The sequence below is a fragment of the Sporomusaceae bacterium ACPt genome (assembly GCA_041428575.1).
GTDB classification, from domain to species: Bacteria; Bacillota; Negativicutes; order Sporomusales; family Sporomusaceae; genus Sporomusa_D; species Sporomusa_D carbonis.
Genome location: CP155570.1, coordinates 414160 through 426261, shown reverse-complemented (window position 1 = coordinate 426261; position 12102 = coordinate 414160). Strand labels below are relative to the sequence as shown.

Here is a 12102-nt window from a genome sequence, read left to right as displayed (position 1 = left end):
TCCTTACCCTTGGGCCTGCCCTGCTTCGGGCGCGGCAAGCTGTTTTTCCAAAGCTTTTATTTCATCTCTAAGCTTAGCTGCCTGCTCGTATTCCTCCCGGCACACACACTGCTCAAGTTCATGGCGCAACTGCTTGATGCGCTGCTGCATTCCAAACTTGACACCGTTTCGTTTTGGTATTTTTCCGGAATGAGTGGCTGTACCGTGAATCCGCTTAATCATGGGTTCCAGTTGAGCACCGAATGCCTGATAGCAACCGCTACAACCAAATTTGCCGTTCCGGCTAAACTCACTATAGCTAAGGCCGCATTCAGTGCAGACAGGTTCTCCCGTTTGCCGTACATTATCAGGTAAAGTATAATTAAACATTTCTTTCAAAAAATCGTGGACGGAAAACTTGCTGCCAAATATATTATTAAAATTTTTTCCCATAATCTCGCCAGATTTTTGCGCACATTGCTCACATAAATGTTTTTCAATTTTTTGCTGATTAATAATTTTTGTAATATGCACACAGGCAGGCTCTTTTTGACACTCGTCACATAACATTTTTTTCGCCTCCGTACTCAATCATTCGCTATGATCAGCCAAAGTCATCAGGAGGGACTTTAACAGCGGTACACGTTCTCCCGGTTCAAGCCGGTTATAGAGAATATCAAAACATTTATCTATTAGCGCCGCCTCTCGTCCACTCACAAGGTTATGATTGCGCAGTCTGGTGACAATTGCCTTTATATCTGCCAAACTGATAGTTTCATCAATTTGATTGGCAGCATCTTGATAAATAATTGTTTGTACCGGGATGCGGGCAATCCGGACAAAGCCGCCTGAACCACGGCGCGATTCAACGATAAAGCCTCGATCAATCGTAAAGCGGGTATTTAAAACATAACTAATCTGAGATGGCGCACAATCAAGTTCTTCCGCCATCTCATTTCGCCGTAAAACAATTATTTCATCTTTTTGACGGGATATCTGGCGCAAAATCCATTGTTCGATGACATCGGCTAAATTGTTCACATTCCCACCTCCCCGCGCTGTAACTTTTTTGACTTTTATTGACCTTTTGACTTTATTTTATTTTAATCTTTTTTCTTTGGCAATATTGCCATTTAGGCAAAATTAGCCTTTTGATGTTATTAATAATGATTATTGTCAAATATCTTTCATTTTATAACCCTTATTTATCCTTACACTGTCATTCAAGCACTTGCAGCACCAGAAATTTAAGATAATTGGTCTCAGGGGCAGCGGGCAGTATCGGATGGTCTTTGGCCTGGGTACGGTATTCAACTTCACGAATCACCCGCTTGGCATCGCGGGCAGCATCCACTACAACAGCTTTAAACAGTTCCCGGTCCATATGATAGGAACAAGAACAAGTAATCAAAAAGCCACCCGGCCGCGTAAGCTTTAAGCCGCGTAAATTTATTTCCTTGTAACCCCGGGCGGCTCCTTCGATACTGTTACGACTCTTAGTAAAGGCCGGCGGATCGAGAATAACAACATCATACTGGCGATGTTCTTCAGTTAGCGACCTTAGCGCATCAAAAGCGTTAGCCACTTCGAAATTGCAACGATCACTCACACCGTTCAATTCAGCATTTTTTCTGGCCAAGGCGATGGCGTCTTCCGATATGTCAATAGAATGAAGTTTCTTGGCCCCGTATAGTGCGCTATGTACGGCAAACGACCCGGTATGGCAGAAGCAGTCCAGTACCTCGGCATCTTTGACAATAGGTTGTAAGAACCGCCGGTTCTCCCGTTGATCGTAAAAAAAACCGGTTTTTTGTCCATTTTCGATGTCAGCGTAAAAAGGGATACCATTTTCATTAACAATTATCTGGGTGGGGAAATTACCCTTAAGATAGCCTTTGCGCATATCCAGGCCTTCCAATTTACGCACAGGCACATCGTTGCGCTCATAAATGCCTTCAGGCGCAAATAACTCTTCCAATACTGACACAATTGTCTCTTTGTGCACATCAATACCTAGCGCCAGCGTCTGCATTACCATGTATTTACCAAACTTATCAATGATAAGCGCCGGCAAGAAGTCAGCTTCACCATAAACCAACCTACAGTATTCCGGTTCAGATAAAAAAGTTTGACGGTATCGCCAGGCAGCTAGAATCCGACGTTTAAAAAACTCTTTGTCAATCTCTTCTTGTTGACGCGACAAGATGCGCACAATGATCTGTGAGCGCGGATTAATATAACCCCTGCCGATAAACCGTTGGCGAAAGTTAAAAACGTCGACAATGTCACCGGGTTCAAATTCGCCATCAACATAATCAATCTCGCTCTGATACACCCAAGGATGGCCGCTTTCTACCCGATGCTGAGCCCCTTTACGTAAAAATATTTTTGTAGTTATTTCCATGACTTTCCTCATTTCTTAATTTGTTTACGCTTTTTCCACCATTCATAAATCATATAAATGGCCGCTGCTACCATAAGCACAGAGTTCGTGAGAGCAAACTCCCTGAACCAATGGTTATGCTCCCAGTAAGATACCGGGCTTTCTACCGTATCGTACGATAACGGGTAAAGATAAAAATTGGAATAAGCCCCATGAGTAAAACCATCTATTAATATATGTGTGCCCCAACCAATAATGACAGCCCTAATCTTACCGGCCCCTGGCAGAAAACTTAAGACCAGCGCGCCAAACCATATTATTACCGAATGGCCGATTAAATCAATTTTTACCACCCATGGAAAAATAGTGACCAAACTCATAAGTACTCTAGGGTTTATACTAGTAAGTTCAGACCATGTTATATATCCTTTTACAAGCAGTATGGCTAGCAGAACCACATAAATGTAGTCAGGTAGCATGGAACCGAAGACAAACTGCCAGACTCTCGGGTGGTGTCTGGTAAAAAAATAAATCCAAAACCCGTGATGTAAAGTATACATGTCGCCCTCCGCGGTAGTGTTCAATACTAGTGTGCTCCGTCACGGCGACAGTATGTAGAAAGGCAGCGCCATATAGCACTGCCTGGTCGTCTAAACCCTTGTCAATACTTTCTTAGCAAATTCACGGCCAAATTCAAAGCACTTGCCAAGTTCCTCAGCATCAGGCACCCATTTTAGCGCCAGCCCCTGTTGCTCTACCGCTATCCCGGCGCTCTTGAGCATCTCCTCAATCGACGCCTGAGCACCACCGCCCCAGCCGTACGCACCAAAAGCTGCCCCAATTTTTCCTGATGGCCTAAGGCCCTTAAGATAAGTCATAAGCGCTCCCATATTGGGCAACATACCGTTATTCAAGGTAGATGAACCGATAAGTATGCCTCCGGCCTCAAGCATATCCCGGACTACTTCACTCCGGTCAGCACTCGACATTTTATATAACTTGCCGGTAACGCCGGCAGCCGCCACACCATCAAGTATTGTCCGGGCCATACGCTCCGTACTGCCCCACATACTATCATAAGCAATAATTACCTTACTTACCGCCCGGCCGCGTCCCCACTCCTGATACTTGCTTACGATTTCGGGAATATGTGTGCGCCACACTACGCCGTGGCTGGGAGCAATGATTTTTATCGGCAATTCTTTAAGCTTATCTACGGCTTTCACAACCATTTTGCCAAATGGCATAAGAATATTTGCGTAATATTTTTCGGCCTCGTATAATACCTCATTAATATCATTCTCGTCGTCAAAGCGCTTGGTCGTGGAAATATGTTGTCCAAAGGCATCATTAGAAAACAGTATCTGCTCACCTGTTAAATAACTTATCATGGAATCAGGCCAATGCAGCATGGGCACTGGCACGAACCGCAACTTATTCCGACCAAGGTCAAGTACGTCCCCTTCCTTAACCACTTGAAAATCGTAGTTTTGTTGGTAGTGTTTGAGAATACCGGTACGTCCATGTTCAGTCAGTAGTACCTTGGCCTGTGGGGCCCGGGCCATAACCATCGGTAACGCGCTGGAATGATCCGGCTCAATATGGTTGGTTATAATATAGTCAATTTTAGCCGGATCAATGATCTGACTGATACGCTCTAACAGTTCCTGGGCGAACGGCGCTTTGACAGTATCGATAAGACATATCTTTTCGTCAATAATGAGATAGGAATTATATGTCACGCCCCTGGGAGTGGTGTAACCGTGAAAATCGCGGAGATTCCAGTCAACTGCACCCACATAATATACGTTTTCGGCTAATTTTACATTATTCATTTCATTTCACTCCTTATATTTTACTTTCTCCTAACATTTAATCTAGGAGATATACTTACTAAACACCACGCCACGATTCATCTATATATGTCTTCACTGTTACGCGATCAATTCCTGCTGGTATATTCTATCAAGTAAACTAATTTATATGCGCTTCCAGAATTTATTATGTAGTTTTTCCTATAAATTTATAAAATAAGTCTTTACAATCTAGCTCAACCTAATTATAATGAAAAATTGTATAAATCATATCCTAGGCGCGAAAAACTACTAATTTTTTATCAAGACCACGTTTTTTTCAAGAAAAACGTAAAATTTTAGCTATTTTGCAGATAGCCTAGCTCTTATACGTATTATTTCAGTCAAATCTAACCATGAAGGGGCGATACGTCATGAAAGCAATTGGAAAACACCTAACCATTGATATGTACGGCTGCACGTTTGACAGCCTTAATAACCTCGATTTTATTAAGACCATTATGCTTGCGGCAGTTAAAGAAGCCAACATGACACTACTGGACTTATCCTGTCATAAATTCGAGCCCCAAGGTCTTACAGTGCTCGCGCTCTTAGCCGAAAGCCATATGAGTATTCATACCTACCCGGAACTGGGCTACGCAGCCGTTGATGTGTTTACGTGCGGCGATCACAGCCGTCCCGATAAAGCAGTTAGTCTCTTAAAAAGTTTTTTAAAACCCGAAAAGACCAAAACTACCAACATCATGCGCGGTGATTTTGGTTCACAAAAAGACATGAAACCCCGTATCAAAGTAAGTATTGCACCCCTGCGCCGTGTCCGCAACACCAGCGCCAAAGTTTGGAGCTTCTTGCGCAATAAATAAAACTATATTTACAGTCAGCAACTTAAAATCTGCTGGCTGTTTATTTTTTATAAATAAGCTATTAAATTATGGATATTCTATTGACAAATACCGGAAAATAAATAATAATAATCCATAGATAATAATACCATTTTATTGAGGGAGGATTATCATGAGCACTACCGATAAAAATTTAGCTGCCGCTTTTGCCGGTGAATCTCAAGCTAACCGTAAATACCTGGCCTTCGCCAAGCAAGCTGACGCTGAGGGCTATCCACAAGCAGCCAAATTGTTCCGCGCCGCTGCTGAAGCTGAAACCATTCACGCTCACGCTCACTTAAAAGCTATGGGTATGATTAAATCGACCGCCGAAAACCTCAAAGCAGCTGTAGAAGGCGAAACTTATGAGTTTGAAGCTATGTACCCTGACTTTATCAAAGTAGCCAAAGAAGAAAACAATACTGCCGCCGTTCGCACATTCCACCTGGCTAACGAAGCTGAAAAAGTTCATGCTGAACTTTACCAAAAAGCTCTTAACAATCTAAGCAACGGCGAGTCCTATGACTACTATCTCTGTACCGTCTGCGGCCATATAGCCGAAAAAGAGGCCCCTGAAAAGTGTCCAATCTGCGGTGCCAAAGCCCAAGCCTACAAAAATGTTGGTTAACCAACAGGTAATACATATAAAATATTCATTAGGTTAGTAAATCACCTTTCCTCTCGTTATAATTCTGGCTTGAACACCTACATTATAACGGAAAGGTGATTTTTTTTGTGTAACTTTCGTTTCCGCACCCGCATAGCGGGTGGTTCTTTGTGGAGCGCAAAATGCACGCGCTCCACTGGCTAAAGCCAATAATATAAAAAGCACTCACGTCTGTGAGTGCTTTTGTTTAACCAGCAACTTCCTATTCTCCCGGGCCGTTTCCAGCCAAGTACCTTCGGCGTTTGTGGGCTTAACTACTGTGTTCGGTATGGGAACAGGTGGAACCCCACAGCCATCGTCACTGGATATGTATTTGGAGTGAACGTCCCTATTTAAGTATGTTCCCCCAAAACTGTCACAGAAGAAAGACTCGCGCAATATAGGATGTTCCTCGCTAACGCTCGGAACTAAGCGATTCGCACCAATCAGCCTTCGCCTCTCGGCTCGCCTTCTTGGGCTCTCTGCTTATCGCTTTCGCTCTCAAACTTTTGGCTCGCTTGTTTAAGTCAAGTCCTCGGCCGATTAGTACCAGTCAGCTCAATGGATTGCTCCACTTACACACCTGGCCTATCTACCTTATCATCTGTAAGGGGCCTTACTTCTTTCGAATGACAGACCTCATCTTAAGGCTGGTTTCACGCTTAGATGCTTTCAGCGTTTATCCTTTCCGGACGTAGCTACCCAGCTGTACTCCTGGCGGAATAACTGGTACACCATTGGTCCGTCCACTCCGGTCCTCTCGTACTAGGAGCAGTTCCCTTCAAGTCTCTTGCGCCCGCGATGGATAGGGACCGAACTGTCTCACGACGTTCTGAACCCAGCTCACGTACCACTTTAATGGGCGAACAGCCCAACCCTTGGGACCTACTTCAGCCCCAGGATGTGATGAGCCGACATCGAGGTGCCAAACCTCCCCGTCGATATGGACTCTTGGGAGAGATTAGCCTGTTATCCCCAGGGTAGCTTTTATCCGTTGAGCGATGGCCCTTCCACTCGGTACCACCGGATCACTAAGCCCGACTTTCGTCCCTGCTCGACTTGTCTGTCTCGCAGTCAAGCTCCCTTCTGCCTTTACACTCTTCGCGCGATTTCCATCCGCGCTGAGGGAACCTTTGGGCGCCTCCGTTACTCTTTCGGAGGCGACCGCCCCAGTCAAACTGCCCGCCTGATACTGTCCCGAGGGTCGTTACTCCTTCGGTTAGAACTCCAGTAAATAAAGGGTGGTATCCCAACATCGGCTCCACCAAGACTTGCGTCCTAGCTTCTCAGCCTCCCACCTATCCTGTACATCATTTACCAAAACTCAATGTCAGGTTGCAGTAAAGCTCCATGGGGTCTTTCTGTCCAGTCGCGGGTAACCTGCATCTTCACAGGTATTTCAATTTCACCGGGTCCCTCGTTGAGACAGTGCCCAAGTCGTTACACCTTTCGTGCGGGTCGGAACTTACCCGACAAGGAATTTCGCTACCTTAGGACCGTTATAGTTACGGCCGCCGTTTACCGGGGCTTCAATTCAAACCTTCGATTGCTCTAAGCTCTCCTCTTAACCTTCCGGCACCGGGCAGGTGTCAGCACCTATACGTCAGCTTTCGCTTTAGCAGGCACCTGTGTTTGTGGTAAACAGTCGCTTGGGCCTCTCTTTTGCAACCTCTTTATGCTTCCACCGTTTCAAGTGTACACATCCGAGGCTCCCCTTTTCCCGAAGTTACGGGGACATTTTGCCGAGTTCCTTAACGAGGGTTCTCCCGCGCACCTTAGGATTCTCTCCCCGCCTACCTGTGTCGGTTTGCGGTACGGGCACCTTTTGTCTCGCTAGAAGCTTTTCTTGACAGCCGGGGTTCAGCAAGTTCGCTCTTATTTCTAACAGCTCCCCGTCACTCCTCAGGCTTTTCGCATCACGGATTTGCCTGTGATGCACCCTACAAGTTTAGACGCGACTTTCCATCCTCGCGCTTGCCTGCCCTTCTGTGTCACTCCTTCGCTCAATCGACTCCGGGTGGTACTGGAATGTTAACCAGTTGTCCATCGCCTACGCATCTACGCCTCGGCTTAGGTCCCGACTGACTCTGAGCGGACGATCCTTCCTCAGAAATCCTTAGGCTTTCGGTGGACAAGATTCTCACTTGTCTTTTCGCTACTCATACCGGCATTCTCACTTCTATACAGTCCACAACTCCTTACGGTATTGCTTCAATCCATATAGAACGCTCCCCTACCCATGTCGTTAGACATGCCATAGCTTCGGTTCCGTACTTTAGCCCCGGTCATCTTCGGCGCACAATCTCTCGACCAGTGAGCTATTACGCACTCTTTGAATGGTGGCTGCTTCTAAGCCAACATCCTGGTTGTTTCGGAAATTGCACATCCTTTGCCACTTAGTACGGCATTTGGGACCTTAGCTGATGGTCTGGGCTGTTTCCCTCTTGACCACGGATCTTATCACTCGTAGTCTGACTCCCAAGTTTTGAGTACAGCCATTCGCAGTTTGACAAGGTTCAGTAACCTAAACGGCCCCTAGCCCTATCAGTGCTCTACCGTCTGTACTTACCTCTTGAGGCTAGCCCTAAAGCTATTTCGGGGAGAACCAGCTATCTCCGCGTTCGATTGGCATTTCACCCCTATCCACAACTCATCCCAAAGCTTTTCAACGCTCACGGGTTCGGGCCTCCACGCATTTTTACCTGCGCTTCACCCTGGTCATGGATAGATCACTGCGGTTTCGGGTCTACAATAACTAACTTTCGCCCTCTTGAGACTCGCTTTCGCTTCGGCTCCGTGTTTTCCACTTAACCTCGCTAGTTACTGTAACTCGCCGGTTCATTCTTCAATAGGCACGCCGTCGACCTTTTAACGGTCTTCGACTGCTTGTAGACATACGGTTTCAGGTTCTCTTTCACTCCCCTCCCGGGGTGCTTTTCACCTTTCCCTCACGGTACTATGCGCTATCGGTCGCCAAGGAGTATTTTGCCTTGGAGGGTGGTCCCCCCTGCTTCCCACAGGGTTCCTCGTGTCCCGTGGTACTCTGGATTCCAGCCGTTTCGCCTCTGTCTTTCGCCTACAGGGCTGTTACCTTCTGTGGCCTACCTTTCCAGGTAGTTCGACTAGACCTGGCTCAACTTCCGCCGGTCCTCAACCCCAAAGAGCAAAAGCTCTCTGGTTTGGGCTCTTCCCCGTTCGCTCGCCGCTACTTAGGGAATCTCGTTTGATTACTTTTCCTCCGGGTACTTAGATGTTTCAGTTCCCCGGGTGCCCTCCCGCTAAGCGGGTGACAGTGCATTACCACCGCCGGGTTCCCCCATTCGGATATTCATGGATCAGTGCCTGCTTGCGGCTCCCCATGACTTTTCGCAGCTTACCGCGTCCTTCGTCGGCTCTTGGCGCCCAGGCATCCGCCGTATGCCCTTACTAACTTGACTTAGCTGCAACTGTCTATAAACAGCCATCTGCGTTGTTGGTACTCAACCCGATTGTTTGCGTACACCCGTACGCGGCACTGCTCGGGTTTCCGTTCCGCCTAACATCTGTCCATTTCTAGCCAGTTTCGCGTTGCCATGTTCATAGCTTACGTTTTGCCTTTAGTTCGTCCTAATTGCGCTGCGCACATCGAATCCAGAATACACAGTATGACGGCCTGTTGGCCATGGCCTGCGCATCAGCTGGTTCGATAGAACGCTGTTAAGTTACTTCTACATATCTACATATGAGAGGTATTACTTTACTTTGCTTTCTTCTGTGCAGTTTTCAAGGAACATCGGAAAAGCTATGTTATCACATTGTACCGTATATTTCAACAGGTATTTGTGGTAACTGAGATTGCTTCACTTCGTTCGCAATGACCAAGGGGTTAAAAACCATCGTTATTGCGTCATTGCGAGCGCCAGCGTGACAATCTCACTTTTTTTGCTTTTCCCTAAACCAGCAACTTCCTATTCTCCCGGGCCGTTTCCAGCCAAGTACCTTCGGCGTTTGCATGCTTAACTTCCGTGTTCGGTATGGGAACGGGTGGAACCATGCAGCTATCGTCACTGGATATATGGTGGAGACGAGGAGAATCGAACTCCTGACCCCCTGCTTGCAAGGCAGGTGCTCTCCCAGCTGAGCTACGCCCCCATGTTCGTGTATTCGCTTTGCTCGATGTTCGTGAGTTCGATTGGGTGACTCGATTGCTCGAACCGCGAATTCCGACTCATCGAAAATGGTGGGCCTAAGTGGACTTGAACCACTGACCTCACGCTTATCAGGCGTGCGCTCTAACCAGCTGAGCTATAGGCCCATACGTTTTTCAGGAATGTCTATGTTATCACAGTTTACACTGTCTTGCAACAGGTACTTTGTGGCAACTGAGATTGCTTCACTTCGTTCGCAATGACGCTTGTTTTTTTAACCCCTTGGTCATTGCGAGGAGGTACGACGAAGCAATCTTCTCTTTCGCATTCCCTCAAAACTAAACAATGTAAGTGTGATACTACTGCCACCTCATATGGTGCGTCTAGTATCTATGCATTCGCCAAATGTCCGCACATCGAATTAAGACTGACCTTTACGACGGTCTGTCAGATAGTCTGCTGTCTGCAGACTTCCTCGATGGTATCGCCGACCTTGGAAATAGTCCGAGTGTCACCTCGAACAGTTCTCCCTAGAAAGGAGGTGATCCAGCCGCACCTTCCGATACGGCTACCTTGTTACGACTTCACCCCAATCATCGGCCCCACCTTAGACGGCTGGCTCCTTACGGTTACCCCACCGGCTTCGGGTGTTTCCAACTTTCGTGGTGTGACGGGCGGTGTGTACAAGGCCCGGGAACGTATTCACCGCAGTATGCTGACCTGCGATTACTAGCGATTCCGACTTCACGGAGGCGGGTTGCAGCCTCCGATCCGAACTGAGAGCTCATTTGCGCGGTTTGCTTGACCTCGCGGTCTTGCTTCGCTTTGTTTAAGCCCATTGTAGTACGTGTGTAGCCCAGGACATAAGGGGCATGATGACTTGACGTCATCCCCGCCTTCCTCCGCATTCTCTGCGGCAGTCTCCCTTGAGTTCCCACCATAACGTGCTGGCAACAAAGGATAAGGGTTGCGCTCGTTGCGGGACTTAACCCAACATCTCACGACACGAGCTGACGACAGCCATGCACCACCTGTTTTCGCGTCTCCCGAAGGAGAGGGATCTATCTCTAGACCTTTCGCTCAATGTCAAGCCCTGGTAAGGTTCTTCGCGTTGCGTCGAATTAAACCACATACTCCACCGCTTGTGCGGGCCCCCGTCAATTCCTTTGAGTTTCAACCTTGCGGCCGTACTCCCCAGGCGGGATACTTATTGCGTTAACTCCGGCACAGAAGGGGTCGATACCTCCTACACCTAGTATCCATCGTTTACGGCCAGGACTACCGGGGTATCTAATCCCGTTCGCTCCCCTGGCTTTCGCGCCTCAGTGTCAGACACAGTCCAGAAAGCCGCCTTCGCCACTGGTGTTCCTCCCAATATCTACGCATTTCACCGCTACACTGGGAATTCCGCTTTCCTCTCCTGCACTCAAGATCTCCAGTTTCCTGCGCCTATACGGCGTTGAGCACCGCTCTTAGACTCAAGACTTAATGATCCACCTACGCGCCCTTTACGCCCAATAATTCCGGACAACGCTTGCCACCTACGTATTACCGCGGCTGCTGGCACGTAGTTAGCCGTGGCTTCCTCCTTTGGTACCGTCATTAGCTTGGATTATTCACCCAAACCACGTTCGTCCCAAACGACAGAGCTTTACAACCCGAAGGCCTTCTTCACTCACGCGGCGTTGCTCCGTCAGACTTTCGTCCATTGCGGAAGATTCCCCACTGCTGCCTCCCGTAGGAGTCTGGGCCGTGTCTCAGTCCCAGTGTGGCCGTTCATCCTCTCAGACCGGCTACTGATCGTCGCCTTGGTGAGCCGTTACCTCACCAACCAGCTAATCAGACGCAGACCCATCTCTAAACGGTAGCTTATAAATAGAGGCCACCTTTCTTATCCTCGCCATGCGGCCAGGATACCACATTCGGTATTAGCACCACTTTCGCAGTGTTGTCCCCAATTTAGAGGCAGGTTGTCTACGCGTTACTCACCCGTTCGCCACTAAGTATCCATAAATGAATACTCCGTTCGACTTGCATGTGTTAGGCACGCCGCCAGCGTTCGTCCTGAGCCAGGATCAAACTCTCCATGAAAAGCAGGCACACAGCGCTTTGGCGCTGATGTGATCGCTTTGTTCGCTGCGTTAGCAGTCGAACATCCGCGTTATCATGAAGCCATTTGTTGGCTCGTTAAATCAATAAAGAATTAATTTAGGTTTTCGTATGTCGCAAGCGACACACGAACCGCACATCTGGCCCGTACAATGTATCGAGA

The 12102-nt window shown here is 47.6% G+C and carries 7 protein-coding genes, 2 tRNA genes and 4 rRNA genes; 2 read left to right on the top strand and 11 right to left on the bottom strand.

Translation table 11 applies throughout. From position 1 onward, the window contains the following. Window positions 1-3: 3 nt before the first annotated feature. The 5 genes from SCACP_RS01950 to SCACP_RS01930 all read right to left on the bottom strand — a co-directional run bounded on the left by SCACP_RS01950 (window position 4) and on the right by SCACP_RS01930 (window position 4197). A complete protein-coding gene (locus SCACP_RS01950) occupies window positions 4-549 on the bottom strand; it encodes a UvrB/UvrC motif-containing protein (RefSeq protein ID WP_425059770.1) in 546 nt (181 codons plus the stop codon). Window positions 550-570: 21 nt separating this feature from the next. Then, the gene (locus tag SCACP_RS01945; protein WP_425059769.1) at window positions 571-1020 is read right to left on the bottom strand and encodes a CtsR family transcriptional regulator; all 450 of its coding nucleotides are present in this window, start codon (window positions 1018-1020) and stop codon (window positions 571-573) included. 178 nt (window positions 1021-1198) lie between these two features. Further along, window positions 1199-2383 carry a class I SAM-dependent rRNA methyltransferase gene (locus tag SCACP_RS01940; protein WP_425059768.1) on the bottom strand — a complete coding sequence of 395 codons (1185 nt, stop codon included), beginning with the start codon at window positions 2381-2383 and terminating at the stop codon, window positions 1199-1201. 8 nt (window positions 2384-2391) lie between these two features. Next, on the bottom strand, window positions 2392-2922 hold the full coding sequence (locus SCACP_RS01935; protein ID WP_425059767.1) for a DUF4184 family protein: 531 nt from the start codon (window positions 2920-2922) through the stop codon (window positions 2392-2394). 90 nt (window positions 2923-3012) lie between these two features. Beyond that, window positions 3013-4197, bottom strand: coding sequence for an FprA family A-type flavoprotein (locus SCACP_RS01930; RefSeq protein WP_425059766.1), 1185 nt, complete (start codon window positions 4195-4197; stop codon window positions 3013-3015). A 392-nt stretch (window positions 4198-4589) separates the two neighbouring features. On the opposite strand from SCACP_RS01930, the gene speD reads away from it, so the two are divergent. Both speD and SCACP_RS01920 read left to right on the top strand, forming a co-directional pair. Beyond that, on the top strand, window positions 4590-5039 hold the full coding sequence (gene speD, locus SCACP_RS01925) for an adenosylmethionine decarboxylase (protein WP_425059765.1): 450 nt from the start codon (window positions 4590-4592) through the stop codon (window positions 5037-5039). Between the two features lie 151 nt (window positions 5040-5190). Continuing rightward, window positions 5191-5685 (top strand): rubrerythrin family protein, encoded by a 495-nt coding sequence (locus tag SCACP_RS01920; RefSeq protein ID WP_425059764.1) that lies wholly within the window; start codon window positions 5191-5193, stop codon window positions 5683-5685. Between the two features lie 228 nt (window positions 5686-5913). Here SCACP_RS01920 and rrf (SCACP_RS01915) read toward each other — a convergent pair. The 6 genes from rrf (SCACP_RS01915) to SCACP_RS01890 all read right to left on the bottom strand — a co-directional run bounded on the left by rrf (SCACP_RS01915) (window position 5914) and on the right by SCACP_RS01890 (window position 11921). Beyond that, window positions 5914-6030 (bottom strand): 5S ribosomal RNA (rrf, locus tag SCACP_RS01915). A gap of 196 nt (window positions 6031-6226) precedes the next feature. Then, a 23S ribosomal RNA gene (locus SCACP_RS01910) occupies window positions 6227-9140 on the bottom strand. A 497-nt stretch (window positions 9141-9637) separates the two neighbouring features. Continuing rightward, window positions 9638-9754, bottom strand: a 5S ribosomal RNA gene (gene rrf, locus SCACP_RS01905). Between the two features lie 4 nt (window positions 9755-9758). Further along, a tRNA-Ala gene (locus SCACP_RS01900) sits at window positions 9759-9834 on the bottom strand. 86 nt (window positions 9835-9920) lie between these two features. Further along, window positions 9921-9997: transfer RNA gene (locus SCACP_RS01895), tRNA-Ile, on the bottom strand. Window positions 9998-10364: 367 nt separating this feature from the next. After that, window positions 10365-11921, bottom strand: a 16S ribosomal RNA gene (locus tag SCACP_RS01890). The 16S, 23S and 5S rRNA genes sit together here with 2 tRNA genes alongside, the layout of an rRNA operon. Window positions 11922-12102: the final 181 nt, after the last annotated feature.